This is a genomic window from Pseudomonas sp. 18058 (assembly GCF_902706155.1).
GTDB classification, from domain to species: domain Bacteria; phylum Pseudomonadota; class Gammaproteobacteria; order Pseudomonadales; family Pseudomonadaceae; genus Aquipseudomonas; species Aquipseudomonas rustica.
The window spans coordinates 72,735-90,451 of sequence record NZ_CACSJY010000006.1; the positions used below are offsets into that span (position 1 = coordinate 72,735).

The 17,717-nt window shown below is 58.4% G+C and carries 13 protein-coding genes and 2 pseudogenes; 12 read left to right on the forward strand and 3 right to left on the reverse strand.

Annotation, left to right across the window (positions count from 1 at the left end; translation table 11 throughout):
* The first annotated feature begins 1 nt into the window (after position 1).
* The 4 genes and pseudogenes from GVL50_RS05070 (at position 2) to GVL50_RS05085 (ending at position 3,277) form a co-directional block, all read left to right on the forward strand.
* A complete protein-coding gene (locus tag GVL50_RS05070; protein WP_003220570.1) occupies positions 2-403 on the forward strand; it encodes a biopolymer transporter ExbD in 402 nt (133 codons plus the stop codon).
* A gap of 259 nt (positions 404-662) precedes the next feature.
* A pseudogene (locus GVL50_RS05075) lies at positions 663-1,241 on the forward strand (alpha/beta hydrolase); the annotation flags it as partial.
* A gap of 59 nt (positions 1,242-1,300) precedes the next feature.
* Positions 1,301-2,221 (forward strand): sigma 54-interacting transcriptional regulator, encoded by a 921-nt coding sequence (locus tag GVL50_RS05080; RefSeq protein ID WP_159811975.1) that lies wholly within the window; start codon positions 1,301-1,303, stop codon positions 2,219-2,221.
* Positions 2,222-2,479: 258 nt separating this feature from the next.
* Positions 2,480-3,277 carry a MetQ/NlpA family ABC transporter substrate-binding protein gene (locus tag GVL50_RS05085; RefSeq protein WP_007918708.1) on the forward strand — a complete coding sequence of 266 codons (798 nt, stop codon included), beginning with the start codon at positions 2,480-2,482 and terminating at the stop codon, positions 3,275-3,277.
* A gap of 182 nt (positions 3,278-3,459) precedes the next feature.
* Here GVL50_RS05085 and GVL50_RS05090 read toward each other — a convergent pair whose 3' ends face one another.
* Entirely contained in the window at positions 3,460-3,627 is a 168-nt protein-coding gene (locus tag GVL50_RS05090) for a hypothetical protein (RefSeq protein WP_159811976.1), read from the reverse strand.
* Positions 3,628-3,835: 208 nt separating this feature from the next.
* Between GVL50_RS05090 and GVL50_RS05095 the strand changes: the two genes are divergently transcribed.
* Genes GVL50_RS05095 through GVL50_RS05110 form a run of 4 tightly spaced genes read left to right on the forward strand, consistent with a single transcriptional unit; the run spans position 3,836 to position 6,789 of the window.
* The gene (locus tag GVL50_RS05095) at positions 3,836-4,501 is read left to right on the forward strand and encodes an amino acid ABC transporter permease (RefSeq protein ID WP_053116495.1); all 666 of its coding nucleotides are present in this window, start codon (positions 3,836-3,838) and stop codon (positions 4,499-4,501) included.
* Positions 4,482-5,141: an amino acid ABC transporter permease gene (locus GVL50_RS05100; RefSeq protein ID WP_159811977.1), complete on the forward strand. Its 660-nt coding sequence runs from the start codon at positions 4,482-4,484 to the stop codon at positions 5,139-5,141. Before GVL50_RS05095 ends, GVL50_RS05100 begins: the two co-directional genes overlap by 20 nt.
* Positions 5,138-5,920 (forward strand): amino acid ABC transporter ATP-binding protein, encoded by a 783-nt coding sequence (locus GVL50_RS05105; RefSeq protein ID WP_159811978.1) that lies wholly within the window; start codon positions 5,138-5,140, stop codon positions 5,918-5,920. Before GVL50_RS05100 ends, GVL50_RS05105 begins: the two co-directional genes overlap by 4 nt.
* The gene (locus tag GVL50_RS05110) at positions 5,917-6,789 is read left to right on the forward strand and encodes a transporter substrate-binding domain-containing protein (protein WP_159811979.1); all 873 of its coding nucleotides are present in this window, start codon (positions 5,917-5,919) and stop codon (positions 6,787-6,789) included. The genes GVL50_RS05105 and GVL50_RS05110 overlap by 4 nt, the downstream gene beginning before the upstream one ends.
* A gap of 222 nt (positions 6,790-7,011) precedes the next feature.
* On the opposite strand, the pseudogene GVL50_RS05115 reads toward GVL50_RS05110, so the two are convergent.
* Positions 7,012-8,206: pseudogene (locus tag GVL50_RS05115) on the reverse strand (AAA family ATPase).
* 212 nt (positions 8,207-8,418) lie between these two features.
* On the opposite strand from GVL50_RS05115, the gene GVL50_RS05120 reads away from it, so the two are divergent.
* From GVL50_RS05120 to GVL50_RS05130, 3 genes are read left to right on the forward strand one after another with little or no spacing between them, the layout of a single operon-like run.
* Positions 8,419-9,522, forward strand: coding sequence for an efflux RND transporter periplasmic adaptor subunit (locus GVL50_RS05120; protein WP_159811980.1), 1,104 nt, complete (start codon positions 8,419-8,421; stop codon positions 9,520-9,522).
* Positions 9,519-10,583, forward strand: a complete 1,065-nt coding sequence (locus GVL50_RS05125; RefSeq protein ID WP_159811981.1) for an efflux RND transporter periplasmic adaptor subunit — start codon at positions 9,519-9,521, stop codon at positions 10,581-10,583. Before GVL50_RS05120 ends, GVL50_RS05125 begins: the two co-directional genes overlap by 4 nt.
* A complete protein-coding gene (locus GVL50_RS05130; RefSeq protein WP_159811982.1) occupies positions 10,580-13,690 on the forward strand; it encodes an efflux RND transporter permease subunit in 3,111 nt (1,036 codons plus the stop codon). The genes GVL50_RS05125 and GVL50_RS05130 overlap by 4 nt, the downstream gene beginning before the upstream one ends.
* Before the next feature lie 141 nt (positions 13,691-13,831).
* Here the strand turns inward: GVL50_RS05130 and GVL50_RS05135 are convergent, their stop codons facing one another.
* On the reverse strand, positions 13,832-14,458 hold the full coding sequence (locus GVL50_RS05135; protein WP_159811983.1) for a bifunctional 2-polyprenyl-6-hydroxyphenol methylase/3-demethylubiquinol 3-O-methyltransferase UbiG: 627 nt from the start codon (positions 14,456-14,458) through the stop codon (positions 13,832-13,834).
* A 225-nt stretch (positions 14,459-14,683) separates the two neighbouring features.
* Here GVL50_RS05135 and GVL50_RS05140 point away from each other — a divergent pair, with 225 nt between their 5' ends.
* On the forward strand, positions 14,684-17,599 hold the full coding sequence (locus GVL50_RS05140) for an RHS repeat-associated core domain-containing protein (RefSeq protein ID WP_159811984.1): 2,916 nt from the start codon (positions 14,684-14,686) through the stop codon (positions 17,597-17,599).
* The last annotated feature ends 118 nt before the right edge of the window (positions 17,600-17,717 follow it).

Genomic DNA, 17,717 nt, shown 5'->3' on the forward strand with positions numbered 1-17,717 from the left:
TATGGCCTTCTCCACGCAAGACAGTGATGAGGTACTCAGTGAGATCAACGTGACCCCGCTGGTGGACGTAATGCTGGTGCTGCTGGTGGTGTTTATCGTCACCGCGCCGCTGCTGACCAACGCGATCCCGATCAACCTGCCGAAGACTGAAGCGGTGGCGCCGGTCGAGCAGAAGGATCCGCTGGTGGTGAGCATCGACGGTGCCGGCAAACTGTTTATCAACAAGGACGAGATTCAGCCGGACTTGCTGGAATTCAACCTCAAGTCGGCCAAGGCCAAGGATCCGGAAGTGCGCGTGCAATTGCAGGCGGATGACGGAGTGAATTACGGCGAAGTGGCGCGAGCGATGGCTTCGATTGAGCGGGCGGGGATTACCAAGTTGTCGGTGATCACGGCGCGGTAACAGGCTTTACGTTTTTCCGGGGCCGTCTCCTTGGCAGGGTGCGGCCCTTTTTTTATTTCTCGAACTGTAGGCGCTGCCGAAGGCTGCGATCTTTTGATTTTGATTTTAAAAACAAGATCAAAAGATCGCAGCCTTCGGCAGCTCCTACAGGATATTTGTCATATTCGTTTCAGGTATTAATAAATAGCTTCTTATTCCTTAACGAATATAAATCCCCTCCCTATACTCCTTCAGGAACAGACACGCAGGAGAGCTCCCCATGCGCAACGAATCAATTCGCTATCTGATTGTGCCGGGCTGGCAAGGATCGCCGGAAGATCATTGGCAAAGCCATTGGCAGAACAGCCTGCCGAACAGTGCGCGGGTCGAACAGGCCGATTGGCTGACGCCGCGTCGTGAAGATTGGGTCGCTGCGCTGGCCGAGGCAATTGCCGCTGACAGCACGCCCGTCATCCTCATCGCCCACAGCCTCGGCTGCGTCACCGTTGCCCATTGGGCGGCCACTGCGCCAGTGCAATACCTGCGTCAGGTGCGCGGCGCCTTGCTGGTCGCGCCGGCGGATGTCGAACGTCCGGCCTGCGCACCCGGGCTGCGCAATTTCGCACCGATTCCGACGGATCTGTTGCCGTTTCCAAGCCAGGTGGTCAGCTCCGACAACGACGCGGCCGTGAGTGCGCCGCGTGCCATGGAACTGGCGCGCAACTGGGGCGCCGAGGCGGGGATTCTCGCCGGTGCCGGACACATCAACGTCAAGTCCGGGCATCAGCGTTGGGAGCAGGGTTTTGCTTATCTCTATCGCCTGCAAAACCGTATGGAACACCACGCTCGCCGTCGCGCCCGATTTGTTTTTTTCTTTGATAGCCCCCGTCTCCCGGCGGTTTTGGGCGGGAGTCTGCCATGAGTTTCGACACTTTCGGTCAGCCGTTGCTGACCTTTCCCGATGCAGAAAAAAGCCCCCTGAGCATCCGCGCCAAAGCGCTGGTGTTCGTCGATCCGCGCTCGCGCCAGTTGCGCGAAGAGCTGGAGCAATTGGCCCCGCGCTCGATCTCGGTATTGATCCGTGGCGAGACCGGCACCGGTAAAGAATTGCTCGCCCGCCATATCCATCGCGCCAGTGATCGCAGCGGTTTATTCGTCTCGGTCAATTGCGGCGCGATCAGCCCGACCTACGCCGATGCCGAACTGTTTGGCTATGCCGCCGGCACATTCAGCGGCTCGGCGAGCAGCCGCGCGGGGTGGTTCGGTTCGGCCAATGGCGGGACGTTGTACCTGGATGAAATCGGCGATCTGCCGCTGCCGATTCAGATCAAATTGCTCGCGGCTCTGGAAAACCACGAGGTCACTCGCGTCGGTGCGCATCAGCCGAGCCCGGTGGACGTGCGCCTGGTCGCGGCCACCAGCATCGATCTGGCGCAAGCAGTGGACGCCGGAAAATTCCACGAGCGGCTCTATCACTATCTCAGCGAAGGTCATCTCGAGTTACCGGCGTTGCGCGCGCGGATCGGCGATATCTTGTCGCTGGCCGAGTATTTCCTCGGCATCTACAGCCAGCGCCTCGACCTGCCGGTGCCGCTGATCAGCGAAGCCGCGCAACATGTTCTCGAGCAACACAGCTGGCCGGGCAACACCCGCGAACTGGAAAACGTCATTCATTTTGCGTTGCTGGTGAGCACGGGCGACGAAATTCTGCCGGAGCACCTCAATCTACCGCCGCTCTTGACCCAGATCGAATCCCAGATCAACCAGATCATCGCCACCGGCTCCACGGCTGACCAAGCTGCCCTCAAAAAACTTCTGAAAAACACCGGCCTCCTGTAGGAGCTGGCGAAGCCTGCGATCCTTTGATCTTGCTTTTCAACGTTTTAACTTGTTGAAAATCAAAAGATCGCAGCCTTCGGCAGCTCCTACACGTCTAAACCGCGCGTATGAACAAAATGGAATATCAACGTGAATAAACGTTATTGTCCGGGAATATAAAATCCCGGTATTGTCCGACCCACGCCAGCGATATCACTTCACTGGCACTCGTATTAGATGCCGTCGTCGATGACGACCGATTTTCGATAAGGACACTGCATGAAAAAGGTTCTGTTGTTTACCGCATTGGCGGCTGCTCTGACGGCTTCCCTGGCCAACGCTGGCGAGAAACTGGTGGTTGCCGCAACGCCGGTGCCGCACGCTGAAATTCTTGAGCTGATCAAACCGACCCTCGCCAAAGAAGGCGTGGATCTGGAAATCAAAGTCTTCACCGACTACGTTCAGCCGAACGTACAAGTGGGCGAGAAGCGTCTGGACGCCAACTACTTCCAGACCCTGCCGTACCTGAACAGCTTCAACCAGGGTAAATACAAGGACGACAAATCCAAGTACCTGGTGACTGTGCAAGGCGTGCACGTTGAACCGTTCGGTGGTTACTCGAGCAAGTACAAAACCCTGGCTGAACTGCCAGACGGCGCGACCATCGCCATCCCGAACGAAGGCAGCAACAGCGGCCGTGCACTGATCCTGCTGCAGAAGGCTGGCCTGATCGAGCTGAAAGATCCGAAAAACGCTCTGGCAACGCCGAAAGACATCGCCAAGAACCCGCACAACTTCAAGTTCAAGGAACTGGAATCGGCCCTGCTGCCACGCGTTCTGAAGGAAGTTGATCTGGACATGATCAACACCAACTACGCGCTGGAAGCCAAGCTGAACCCGCAGAAAGATGCGCTGGTGATTGAGGGCGCTGACTCGCCGTACGTGAACTTCCTGGTGGCCCGTGAGGACAACAAGAACAGCGACGCGATCCAGAAACTGGCCAAAGCCTTGACCAGCCCGGAAGTGAAAGCGTTCATCGAGAAGAAGTACAACGGCGCGGTACTGCCGGCGTTCTGATCTGACGCTTGAACCACCCCCTTCAAGGTGTGAAAACGCCGATGGCCAGTGATGGGCATCGGCGTTTTTGTGTGTGCAAAATCAGCAGCCAGAAGCAAAAGATCGCAGCCTTCGGCAGCTCCTACAGGGAAATGAACACGTGTAGGAGCTGCCGAAGGCTGCGATCTTTTGATCTTTATTGCTCAGGCCACCCCAGCCTTCAACGCCCGCCTCAACGCCACCAACAATTTCAAAATCTCCTGCGGATCCAGCCGCTGCGGCGCTTTTACGTCCATGTTCTCTTCCTTGTAATTGGTTTCGGCCGGAGGAGTCTGACCAAAAGCTGTGCGTCCTTGGAGGGCCTGAATCAAAAAAAGATCCGTCCTACAGCGCAAGGAAAAATAGCCTTCTTATTCCTTCCCGGCAAACCGACAGGATAGTTTTTTGAGTGATATCAATATGCTTTAACGGTATTTAAATTCTTGTTTTTATACCTATAAAGTCAGTACCTGCCGGACAGCCACCCGCTGTCCATGGACTGCACGACCGTCGCTTACCGAGCGATGTCCAGGACGCTTCATGACCTTCGATTACGCTTTTATTCTCAGCACGCTGCCGGCGTTTCTCAAAGCCGTGGGTGTGACGCTGCAGGTCGGTTTTATCGCCATTGGCACGTCGCTGGTGGTGGCGCTGCTCAACGCGACGATTTTGGTGTTCCGCACGCCGTACCTGCAAAAACTGGTCGGCCTGTACGTGGAACTTGCGCGCAACACGCCGCTGCTGATCCAGTTGTTTTTCGTCTACTTCGCTTTGCCGGCAGTAGGGATTCAGGTGTCCGGTTTCACCGCCGCGATCATCACCATGACTTTCCTCGGCGGCGCCTATCTGACTGAAGTGCTGCGCGCCGGCGTCGATGCGGTGCCGCAGGCGCAACTGGAATCCGGGCGCTCCATCGGCCTGTCGCACGGGCAGTTGCTGCGCTATGTGATCCTGCCGCAAGCGGGGATTCTCAGCCTGCCGTCGCTGTTCGCCAATTTCATTTTCCTGCTTAAGGAAACCACCGTGGTTTCGGCGGTAGCAGTGCCGGAAATTCTCTACACCACCAAGAGCTACATCGCGCTCTATTACAAAACCTACGAAATGCTCGCCGTGCTGACGCTGATCTGCGTGCTGCTGTTCTTGCCGCTGTCGCTGTTGCTCAGCCGTCTGGAAAGGAGGCTCCAGCATGGCCAGTTCGGGTCTTGAATTGCTTTGGGTGTCGTTGCCGCAACTGGCAAAAGGCGCCGGGCAAACCTTGTCGATCTCGTTTCTGAGCATCGCCATCAGCACCATCGGCGGCGTGCTCTACGGCGTGTTGCGCACGCTCAACGTGACGTGGCTGAACGCGATTCTGCGGGTGTATCTGGAGCTGTTCCGGGCGATCCCGGTGCTGGTCTGGTTGTACCTGTTGTTCTTTGGCTTGCCGATTTTCTTTGGCCTGAGCATTCCGAGTTTCTGGTGCGCAGTGCTGGTGCTATCGCTGTGGGGCGCGAGCGAGGTCGGCGAAGTGGCGCGCGGCGCATTGCATTCGTTGCCGCGCGGGCAGCGTGAAGCGGGGCTGTCGATTGGACTGAACGCTGCGCAACTCTACGGCTACGTGTTGCTGCCGCAAGCGCTGAAGCGCATGACGCCGCCGACCATCAACGTCTACACGCGAATCATCAAAACCAGTTCGCTGGCGGTACTGATCGGTGTGGTCGACGTGATCAAGGTCGGCCAGCAGATCATCGAACGCACCTACGAATCAGTGCTGATCTACGGCGTGCTGTTCCTGTTTTTCTTTTTCATCTGCTACCCGCTGTCGGCCGCCTCGCGCGTGCTGGAGCGGCGCTGGACGCAAGCATGAGCGCATTGATCGAGTTTCACGGCTTCAACAAATTCTTCGGCGAGCAGCAGGTGCTCAACGGCATCGATCTGCAAGTGCAGAGCGGTGAAGTGATCGTCATCCTCGGCCCCAGCGGCTGCGGCAAAAGTACGCTGCTGCGTTGCCTCAATGGCCTCGAAGTCGCCCACAGCGGCAGCCTGAAATTTCTCGACCGCGAGCTGCTCGACAAGGCCACCGACTGGCGCGACATCCGCCAGCAGATCGGCATGGTGTTTCAGAGTTATCACCTGTTTCCGCACATGAGCGTGCTCGACAATTTGCTGCTCGGCCCGCTCAAGGTGCAAAAGCGTCAGCGTCGTGAAGCGCAGCAACAAGCTGAAGCGCTGCTTGAACGCGTGGGACTTTTGGACAAGCGCGATGCCTTCCCGCGTCAACTCTCCGGCGGGCAGCAGCAACGCATCGCCATCGTCCGTTCGCTGTGCATGAACCCGCGCGTGATGCTCTTCGACGAAGTCACCGCCGCCCTTGATCCGGAGATGGTCAAGGAAGTTTTGCAGGTCATTCAGGGCCTGGCCCGTGAGGGCATGACCTTGCTGATCGTCACCCACGAAATGGCCTTCGCCCGCGCGGTGGCCGACCGCATCGTGTTCATGGATGCCGGGCGCATCCTTGAACAGACCCCGCCCGAGATTTTCTTTACGAACCCGCAAACCGCACGCGCGCAGCAGTTTCTGGAGAAGTTCTCCTTCGTTGCAACACTGCCCAAAACGAATCCGACAAAGGAACTGGAACTGTTATGAAAACTGCCGCTTTTTTACTGCCCCTATTGAGCCTCGCCTTGCTTGCCGGTTGCAGCAAAACCGAAGAACCGCCAAAGCCGAAAGTCGCCAGCGAAAGCACCGCGCCGGCCGGTTATCTGGACAAGATCAAGGCCCGCGACAAGCTGATCGTCGGCGTGTTTACCGACAAGCCGCCGTTCGGTTTTGTCGATGAAGCGGGGCGCTACGTGGGTTTCGATACCGACATCGGCCGTCGTTTCGCCAAGGATCTGCTCGGCGATGAAAACAAGGTCGAATTCGTTGCCGTCGAACCGGCGAGCCGCATTCCGTTTCTGCAGAGCGACAAGGTCGACCTGATCCTCGCCAACATGACCGTCACGCCTGAGCGCAAGGAAGCGGTGGAATTCACCAACCCGAACCTCAAGGTTGCTGTGCAGGCTCTCGTGCCACAGAGCAGCTCGGTGAAAAACCTGGATGACCTGGCGACCCGCACCACCATCGTCACCACCGGCACCACTGCCGATATCTGGCTGACCAAGAATCACCCGGACTGGAAACTGCTGAAGTTCGAGAAAAACTCCGAGTCGCTGCAAGCCTTGGCCATTGGTCGCGGCGATGCGTATGCGCAGGACAATCTGGTGCTGTTCAGCTGGGCCAAACAGAACCCGGGCTATCGCGTGCTGGAGGATAAACTCGGTGCCGAAGCGCCGATTGCACCGGCGGTGAAGAAGGGCAATATCGAACTGCGTGACTGGGTGAATACCGAGCTGACGAAGTTGGGTGAAGAGAAGTATCTGCTCAAGCTGTACGACCAATACGTGCGTAAAGAACTGAGCGATGACACCAAGCCTGAGAGCGTGATTGTTGAAGGGGGCAAGTGGCAGGGGTGATTGCCTGATGGGTCGGTGGTGAGGCTTGCCCCTCACCCCAGCCCTCTCCCGGAGGGAGAGGGGGCCGACCGAGGTGTCCTGCGTCATACATCGACCTGAAAAACCGAGTCGATTATGGATTCACAGCAGCATTTTCAGGTCGGCGTCACTCTGGAGCATCCCCCAATCAGTCCCCTCTCCCCCCGGGAGAGGGCTAGGGTGAGGGGCTTTTGACCGAACTACTCAATCCGGCCAATACCACGCCGGCGTCTCCAGCACTTTCTGCCCGACAATCCCGGTTTCCCCCAGCGTCTTCTCCAGCACAATGCAATTGCACTGCGGATCCTCCTGCAACGCCGAAATCAACCGCCGCGCATGCGACACCCCACACCTGACATTGCTCCGACGCACGAATGATCAACCGTGCCAACGCTGGCAGCAGATCCGGGTGCAGGCTGGTTTCCGGCTCGTTCAGCACCATTAGCGACGGCGGCCTCGGTGTCAGCAACGCCGCGACCAGCAACAAATAACGCAACGTCCCGTCCGACAACTCCGCCGCCGACAGTGGCCGCAGCAAACCCTCCTGATAGAACTCGATGGCAAAGCGTCCACCCGCCTGAGCTTCGATATGCAGCCGCGCCCCCGGAAAGGCATCAGTAATCGCCGCACGCATCGCGTCGCCGTCACCGATTTCAATAATGGTCTGCAACGCCGCCGCCAGATCGCGGCCGTCGTGGTGCAGCACCGGCGTGCGCGTGCCCAATTGCGGTTGGCGCACCGGTGCGTCGGCGTCGCTGCGAAAGTGATCATAAAAACGCCAGCGGCGAATGAACTCGCGCATCTGGAACACTTCCGGCGAACTGCGCAGGCTGCCAACCTGATCGAACAGGCTGTCGAAGTTCGGCGTGTGCTGCGCCAGCACATCCCATTGGCGCTCGTTGCGCGCGCGAATCATCGGGCCGTCGCGATCGACCAACAGGCTGGCAGGGCGGTAATGCGGGCCGGCCCAGATGCATTCGCGCTTGATCTGCGGGTCGAGGCTGAAGCGCGAAGGGATTGGCCGCGAGTGCTCGGGCAGCATGAAATGGCCGTTGGAATCGGGCAGGCCGAGGCTGATCGAATAACTGAAATCTTCCCCGGCAAAGCCCAGGCGCAAACGCTTCACGCCTTGGCGCACCGTCGACTGGATCGGCACCTCGCCGTTGCGCATGCGCCGGCTGATGGTTTCCGGCCCGGCCCAGAACGTCGAATCCAGTCCGCCTTCACGCGCCAGTGCATTGACCACACCGCCCTGCGCGGTTTCCGCCAGCAGGCGCAAGGCCCGATAGAGGTTGGACTTGCCGCTGCCATTGGGGCCGGTGATCAGGTTCAGACGACCCAGCGGGATCACCAATTTATTGATCGAGCGGTAATTGGCCACCGCCAGGGTGTTGAGCATGAATGAGATCCTCCGAATCCGCCGCAGAATACCCCCTGTAGGAGCTGCCGAAGGCTGCGATCTTTTGATCTTTTCCACAAAAAAGCAAAAGATCGCAGCCTTCGGCAGCTCCTTCGGTGTTTAATCTGTTATTCGCATGAGCAATGGTTGAACCCTGTTCTAAGCTCTGAAGTCGTATCGTCCTGATCGTCTAAAAATGCCAAGGAGTCTGCATGGCGGGTCCCGGAATTAAAGTGGTAATGGCTTTGAGCGCCATTGCCTTGCTGACCGCTTGCGGCGAAAAGAAGGCTCCCCAGGAGTACCTGCCGAGAGTCTTTGTTCAAGAGGTGAAAACCGCGGATTACGCGGCCTCGGTGACACTGACCGGTGATGTGCAGGCGCGCGTGCAGACAGAATTGTCGTTCCGCGTCGGCGGCAAAATCATCCAGCGCTCGGTCGATGTCGGCGACCGTGTCACGGCCAAGCAAGTGCTGGCCAAACTCGATCCCAAGGATTTGCAGACCAACGTCGATTCCGCTCAGGCTCAGGTCGTCGCCGAACAGGCGCGGGTCAAGCAGAGCGCGGCGGCGTTTGTGCGTCAGCAAAAACTGCTGCCCAAGGGCTATACCAGCCAAAGCGAATTCGATACCGCGCAAGCCGCGTTGCGCAGTAGCCAAAGCGCCTTGAGCGCGGCTCAGGCGCAACTGGCCAACGCCAAGGATCAGCTCAGTTACACCTCGCTGATTGCCGATGCGCCGGGTGTCATCACTGAGCGTCAGGCCGAAGTTGGTCAGGTCGTGCAAGCCACGGCGCCGATTTTCAGTCTGGCCCGCGACGGCGATCGCGATGCGGTATTCAACGTCTACGAGTCGCTGCTGGCCGAGCGACCGACAGATAACAAAATCACCGTCAGCCTGCTCGACAATCCCGAGATCAAAACCACCGGCACCGTGCGCGAAATCACCCCGTCGGTGTCCGCGCAGTCCGGCACCGTGCAAGTCAAAGTCACCCTCGACAAACTGCCGCCAGGCATGCAGCTCGGCTCAGTAGTGAGCGCGACGGCCAAGGGCACCGGCAAATCGGCGGTGGCTTTGCCGTGGTCGGCGCTGACCAAAAATGTCAGCGACCCCGCCGTGTGGCTGGTCGACGACAAGGGCGAAGCGCAATTGCACACGGTCACGGTCGGCCGTTACCTGACCGGCAAAGTGATCATCAGCGAAGGTCTCAATGGCGGCGAAAAAGTCATCATCGCCGGCGGCCAGTTATTGCACCCGGGCATGAAAGTAGAGATTGCCGAGAACACCTACAAGGATCTGGAAATGGGAGCGCAGCCATGAAGCGTTTCGGGCTGTTGGCCGTCGGGCTGTTGCTCGCGGCATGCTCCAAGAAGGAGCCGCCTCCGGAGCCGGTGCGCCCGGTGTTGTCGGTCAAGGTCGAGGCCTTGAACGAAGAAACCCTCGGTCGCTTCGCCGGCAGTATTCAGGCGCGTTACGAGAGCAACACCGGATTCCGTGTCGGTGGGCGCATAGCCAGCCGTAACGTCGATGTCGGCACCGAAGTGGAGAAGGGCACGCTGCTCGCCACCCTCGACCCGTCCGATCAGCAGAATCAGCTGCGTTCGGCGCAGGGCGATCTGGCAAAAATTGAAGCGCAACTGATCAACGCACAAGCCAATGCGCGACGTCAGCAAGCGCTGTTTGATCGCGGCGTCGGCGCGCAGGCGCAACTCGACGAGGCCACCACTAACCTGAAAACCACTCAGGCCTCACTCGATCAGGCGCGGGCGGCGGTCAATCAGAGCAAGGATCAACTCGGCTACACCGAACTGCGTTCCGACCACAAAGCCGTGGTCACCGCGTGGAACGCCGAGGCCGGGCAAGTGGTGACGGCAGGTCAACAAGTGGTGACGCTGGCGCAACCGGACATCAAGGAAGCGGTGATCGATCTGCCGGACACTTTGGTCGATCAGATCCCCAAGGACGTGGTGTTTTTGGTCGCTGCGCAACTCGATCCCAGCATCAAAACCACCGCGGTCATCCGCGAAATCGAACCGCAGGCACAGAGCGCCACGCGCACCCGCCGCGCTCGTCTGACCCTGACTGATACGCCGGAAGGTTTCCGTCTCGGCACCGCGATCAGCGTGACCCTCAGCTCAGCGATCAAACCGCGCATCGAACTGCCGGCAACCACGTTGCAGGAAGTCGATGGCAAAACACGGATCTGGGTGATCGACACCCAAAACAAAACCGTCAGCCCCCGCGATGTCACCGTCGTCAGCCGCACCGACAGCACCGTGGTGCTGGCCGGTGGGGTGAAGAACGGCGAGCAAGTGGTCAGCGCCGGCGTCAACAGTCTCAAACCCGGACAATCAGTGAAACTTGACGAGGACAGTCAATGAAAGGCTCTTTCAACCTCTCCGAATGGGCCCTGAAACACCAGTCCTTCGTCTGGTACCTGATGTTCGTCGCGTTGCTGATGGGGGTGTTTTCCTACTTCAATCTGGGCCGCGAAGAAGACCCGTCGTTCACCATCAAAACCATGGTGATCCAGACCAAATGGCCGGGCGCGACCCAAGAGGAAACGCTCAAGCAGGTCACCGACCGCATCGAGAAAAAACTCGAAGAGCTGGACTCCCTCGACTACGTGAAAAGCTACACGCGCCCCGGTGAATCGACGGTGTACGTGTACCTGCGCGACACCACCAGTGCCAAGGACATCCCGGAAATCTGGTACCAGGTGCGCAAGAAGATCAACGATATTCGCGGGCAGTTTCCCCAAGGCATTCAAGGCCCGGGGTTTAACGACGAGTTCGGTGATGTGTTTGGTTCGGTCTACGCGTTTACCGCCGACGGCCTGACCATGCGCCAGTTGCGCGACTACGTGGAGCAGGCGCGGGCGGAGATTCGCAACGTGCCGGGGCTGGGCAAGATCGAAATGGTCGGCCAGCAGGACGAAGTGATTTACCTGAACTTCTCCACGCGCAAACTGGCTGCGCTGGGCATCGATCAACGTCAAGTCGTACAGAGCCTGCAATCGCAGAACGCCGTGACCCCGGCAGGTGTGATCGAGGCCGGGCCGGAGCGGATTTCCGTGCGCACGTCGGGGCAATTCGCCTCGGAGAAAGACCTGGCCGAGGTCAACCTCAAGCTCAACGATCGCTTCTATCGTCTGGCTGACATCGCCGAGATCAGTCGCGGTTACGTCGACCCGGCCACCCCGGAATTCCGTTTCGACGGCAAACCGGCAATCGGTCTGGCGATCGCCATGCAGAAGGGCGGCAACGTTCAGGCGTTCGGTAAAGCGTTGCATGAGCGCATCGATCAAGTCACCGCAGACCTGCCGGTAGGCGTTGGCATCCACACCGTTTCCGATCAGGCCGTGGTGGTGGAAGAAGCCGTTGGCGGCTTCACCAGCGCGCTGTTCGAAGCGGTGATCATCGTCTTGGTGGTGAGCTTTATCAGTCTCGGCGTGCGCGCCGGTCTGGTGGTGGCGTGCTCGATTCCGCTGGTGCTGGCGATGGTCTTCGTCTTCATGGAATACAGCGGCATCACCATGCAGCGGATTTCCCTCGGTGCGTTGATCATCGCCCTCGGCCTGTTGGTGGACGACGCGATGATCACGGTGGAGATGATGGTCACGCGCCTGGAAATGGGCGAGACCAAGGAGCAGGCCGCGACCTACGCCTACACCTCGACCGCGTTCCCGATGCTCACCGGTACGCTGGTGACCGTCGCCGGTTTCGTGCCGATCGGCCTCAACGCCAGTTCCGCTGGTGAGTACACTTACACGCTGTTTGCGGTGATCGCGGTGGCGATGATCGTCTCGTGGATCGTCGCGGTATTCTTCGCACCGGTGATCGGCGTGCACATCCTCAGCGCCAACGTGAAACCCCATGCCGCAGAACCAGGGCGCATTGGCCGCGCATTCAACGGCGGTTTGCTGTGGAGCATGCGCAACCGCTGGTGGGCGATCGGTATCACCGTGCTGCTGTTTGCACTGTCGATTTTCTGCATGCGTTTCGTGCAGAACCAGTTCTTCCCGGCCTCGGATCGTCCGGAAATTCTCGTCGACCTGAACCTGCCGCAAAACGCCTCGATCGACGAAACCCGCAAGGCCGTCGACAAACTCGAAGAAACGCTCAAGGGCGACCCGGACATCGTGCGCTGGAGCACCTACATCGGTCAGGGCGCGATCCGTTTCTACCTGCCACTCGACCAGCAATTGCAAAACCCGTACTACGCGCAATTGGTGATCGTCAGCAAAGGCTTCGAGTCCCGCGAGGCTCTGAGCGCACGGCTGCGTGAGCGTCTGCGCAAAGAGTTCGTCGGCATCGGCAGCTACGTGCAGGCACTGGAAATGGGCCCGCCGGTAGGGCGTCCGATTCAGTACCGGGTCAGCGGCAAGGACATCGATCAAGTGCGCAAGCACGCCATCGACCTCGCCACCGAACTGGATAAAAACTCGCACATCGGCGAGATCATTTACGACTGGAACGAGCCGGGCAAAGTCCTGCGTATCGACATCGCACAGGACAAGGCGCGCCAGCTCGGGTTGTCGTCCGAAGACGTCGCCAACCTGATGAACAGCATCGTCAGTGGCTCGCCGTTGACCCAGGTCGATGACGATATCTACCTGATCAACGTGGTCGGTCGTGCGGTGGATTCCGAACGCGGTACCCCGGAAACCCTGCAGAACCTGCAGATTGTCACGCCGAGCGGCACCTCGATTCCATTGCTCGCCTTCGCCACGGTTCGTTATGAACTGGAGCAACCGCTGGTGTGGCGTCGCGATCGTTTGCCGACCATCACCATCAAGGCTTCGGTGCGAGACGAGATTCAGCCGACCGACCTGGTGAAAATCCTCAAGCCATCGATTGATGCCTTCGCTGACAAATTGCCGGTCGGCTACAAGGTCGCCACCGGCGGTACGGTCGAGGAAAGCGGCAAGGCCCAAGGGCCAATCGCCAAGGTGTTGCCATTGATGCTGTTCTTGATGGCGACGTTCCTGATGATCCAGTTGCACAGCGTGCAGAAGATGTTCCTGGTGGCGAGTGTCGCGCCGCTGGGGCTGATCGGCGTGGTGCTGGCGCTGGTGCCGACCGGTACGCCGATGGGCTTCGTGGCGATTCTGGGGATTCTCGCGCTGATCGGCATCATCATCCGCAACTCGGTGATTCTGGTCACGCAGATCGATGAATTCGAACGCAAAGGCTATGAGCCGTGGGATGCGGTGGTGGAAGCGACCGAGCATCGACGCCGGCCTATCCTGCTGACCGCTGCGGCGGCGAGCATGGGCATGATCCCGATCGCCCGCGAAGTATTCTGGGGGCCGATGGCCTACGCGATGATCGGCGGGATTGTGGTGGCGACGCTGCTGACGCTGCTGTTCCTGCCGGCGCTGTACGTGGCCTGGTACAAGATTCGCGAGCCGAAAAAAGATCAAGTCAACAACGGCCCTCACCCTAACCCTCTCCCGGGGGGAGAGGGGACTGACCGTGGCGTCTGAAGATATTCATCGACCTGAAGGATCGGGTCGATTATGGATTCAGTGAAGTTGGATCAAGTCGGTATACGTCTTCAATATCACCCAATCTGCCCCCTCTCCCCTCGGGAGAGGGTTGGGGTGAGGGGCTTTCCCTGACCCGACTCAACCCTTACGCCAAACGCTGGCCAACCAAGGCTGCTGCTCACGCGGCAGCCCCGCCGGCCGGAAGTAATGCTCCAGCTCGACAAAACCCGCCGCCGTCAACAACCCCTGCCACGCCGCCAGATCGTGATACGAGCCATAACGCGGCCCGTTCCAGCCCTCACGGTTATCCCCGCGCGGATTGGAACTGAACAACACCCCACCGGGTTTTAAAGCGCCATGCAATTGCTTGAGCACCCGCGGCAATTCCTGCAACGGCACATGAAACAGCACCGCATTGGCAAAAATTCCGTCAAAGCGTTCAGCCGGGAGATCCAGCTTCAGAAAATCCTGCTGCAACACCTCACAGCCACTGTCCTCACGCGCCATCCGCGCAAATTCCTCAGAGCCATCCAGCCCCACTGCAACGTGTCCCATACGCGTAAACGTCTGCAAATCCCGCCCCGGCCCGCAGCCGAAATCCAGAATTGTGAACGGTGCTGAACCCTGGATATGCCGCAGCAGCGCATCGATATTCTGACTGACATCGTGATCACGCGTGCCTTCACGGAAGTCTTCGGCCACCGAGTTGTAGTGGCCGAGGGTGGTGGCGGTGATCTGCTCGAGATCGGTGAGAGTTTGCTTCATGGTCGGGTGCATGTTCAGGGAGAGATGTGCCGACTATAAGCGAAAAGATCGCAGCCTGCGGCAGCTCCTACAGGCGTTCATGCAACGGTCGACCTCGATCCTGTAGGAGCTGCCGCAGGCTGCGATCTTTTGATCTTGCCTCAATACCCACCTGTTACTTCTTACAGTATCGACCCGATGAAAAAACCTTCAGGCTACCCCTAAGCCTGGAGGACGTTCACAGCCATGAAGGCGACTCAGCACTCATCTCATCCCACACTGTCCGTCGTCGACCCGCGAGCATTGGCGATTCGCAGCGTTGCCTACTGCCAGCACCCGGACAAACCCGACGTCGAACCGCGCATCACTCGGCAGATTTTCGATGAGGTGGGGCGCGAAGTGGCGGCGTGGGATCCCCGGTTGTGGGGAGCCGCGCCGAAACCGAATCTGAGCACCGTTTACGACTTGAGCGGTCAGGTGTTGCTGACGGACAGCGTGGATGCCGGTTGGCAGTTGAGCTTGCTGGAACAGGCGGGATCAACGCTTTCGTTCTGGGATGCACGGGGTACGCAGCGACATTATGAGTACGACACACAACGTCGCTCAGTCTCCGTTACAGAGCAGAGGGTCAGCCACCCAGCAAAAATTGTTGAGCGACTAATTTATGGCGACGCCGATGAAGCGCTCGCGCAACACAACCAGTGCGGCCGATTGATCCGCCACGATCATCCCGCAGGTTCGCGGAAATGCCCCAGCTATGGCGTAGCCGGTTCCATATTGACGGTGCAGGAGCGATTCCTTGAGGATCTTGACACACCCGATTGGCCCGTCGATCTCCCGGGGCGCGATGCGCTATTGGAAGAACAGACGTTTACGACTCGCTCGGAATTCAATCCCGCAGGGCAATTGCTAAAGCAGATCGACGCTTGCGACAACGTGCAAAGGTTCGGTTACGACATCGCTGGCAGATCTCGCGATGTCTGGCTGCAAATGGCGGGGGAGACAAAACCGCCGCGAAAACTGGTCAGCGATATTCGTTACAACGCTCAGGATCAGGTTGAATTCGAAACCGCCGGGAACGGCGTTATCGCCCGTGCTGACTATGACGCCAGGGATGGCCGGCTGACTCGGTTGACCGCTGCCATCCACTCTCATAAACCCTTGCTGGATCTGCATTATTGCGTCGATCCAGTGGGCAATATCGTCGAGCTGGAAGACAAGGCCCAACCCATCACGTACTTCAAGAACCAGCGCATCGCCCCGGTATGTTCCTACCGTTACGACAGTCTCTATCAACTGATCGAAGCCAAGGGTTGGGAGGTCAGCCAGCCAAGCCACGGGCCGGCAATGCCCGAGTTGATTGCGACACCGCTGGATCCTGCTCAGCGCCGCAATTATCTGCAGAAATTCGTCTACGACAGCGGCGGCAATCTCGTTTCCCGCCAGCACAGCGCAACGGCCGGATTTGCGATGTTCACCTCCGGCAACAGCAACCGTAGCCTCGGGCAGCGCGATGATGGTTCGTTGCCAGGAGAGCCGGAAATCAATGCCGGATTCGATAAGTGCGGCAATCAAATTGAATTGAATCGCGGCCAAAATATGGTCTGGGACACTCACAACCAACTGCATGAAGTGGCACTGGTTTCGCGAGAAAACCAACAGCACGATTTTGAGTGTTACCGCTACGATCGGCCGGGTCACCGAGTGCGCAAAGTTTCAGTTGCCAGCGTGGCAGGTCGGGCGCTGCGTAGCCAAGTCCGTTATCTGCCGGGACTGGAGTTGCGGCAGCATAACAATGGTGAAGAACACCACGTCATCAATTTCATCGGCGGGCGCAACTCAGTACGGATGCTACATTGGCCCGACGGAACACACCCCGATCAATTGCGCTATGGCCTCAACGATCATCTGAGTTCCAGCACGCTGGAACTGGATGACGAGGGCGCAATACTGACGTTAGAACACTATTACGCGTTTGGCAGTACGGCCTGCTGGGCAGCAAAAAACGCCTCTGCGGCGAACTACAAAACCCATCGCTATAGCGGCAAGGAGCGTGATTCGACAGGGCTTTATTACTATGGATACCGGTATTACGCGCCTTGGTTGCAACGATGGATAAGCTCGGATCCGATCGCGGATGGGCTTAATTTGTTTGCGATGGTCGGGAATGATCCACTTAACTTTGTAGATCCCGACGGTTTGACAAGAGTTGATGCGTACAACCGGTGGAGTTCAGCCTACAACGAGGCTTTATCGCAGTCGGTGGCAGCAAGTGGAGGGGTGCGGGTTCGCACGGTTGCAAAGGGAATAATCTCTGTCGACATCGTCGGAGGCAATGAGTTGTTCAATCGTTTGGGCATTGGATTGACTCGACCGGTACAGGGCGATAGAGCACTTTCTTACCTGTCGATAGCGCCTGCATTGAGGGGGAAAGTGGCGGGTAGCGAACAAGGTTTTTTTCTCCAGCTAGAGCCGGGTCAAGCGATCAAGGCGCAAGCAGGGCTCAAAAGTGCGGGTGCAGTGGCCTATATCAACGGTGGCTTTTTCAATTTTCGGAATGGCGCCAGTGAGTTCATCTCACCCTTTGCCCCGATCGGCCCGACCGTGATCAGTGGGAAAAGGCAGGTTTACGCTCCCATCCCAGCAGATTATCGTAGAAATTATATTGAGCTCCCCATGAGGGATGGTTCGCTAATAAATACGGCGCCCTTGCTTTCCAGCAACGGCGAGGCTGTGTTCACGGAAAAAATGCTGAAGCAGCAAAGATTTCAATTTACCGTCAAGGGCAATCAGCCAGGTAAATTGGGTCATGCCGACTCTCCCAATATCCGCTCGGGCATCAGTTTGCCGAGTACATCAGGCGCAGAACAACGGACACGAATGGCCAGGGGAAATAGCACTGGCAGAACTGCAATGGCTACGGGCTACACCATGCCCGAGTGGTCATTGGTTATGGCTCGACTCGAAGGGATGGGGGGGGGAGGAGGCCATTCGGTGAATCTGGACGGTGGTTATTCCTCTACCCTTGGAGTCGCCGGGGCAAACGGTGAATCGCTCATGCGACGACCCTATGCAAATGAAACGACAAGACCTATTGGAAACTTCCTTGTTTACTATGAAAAGCCACAGTCGCGGGGCCTGTTCAAGAGACTGTTCTCTTGAGTTCGGCATGCGCTGAGCGCCGCGAGCCGTTGATCGTGGGTTAATTCCACCTGTTACTTCTTACAGTATCGGACCGATGAAAAAACCTTCAGGCTACCCCTAAGCCTGGAGGACGTTC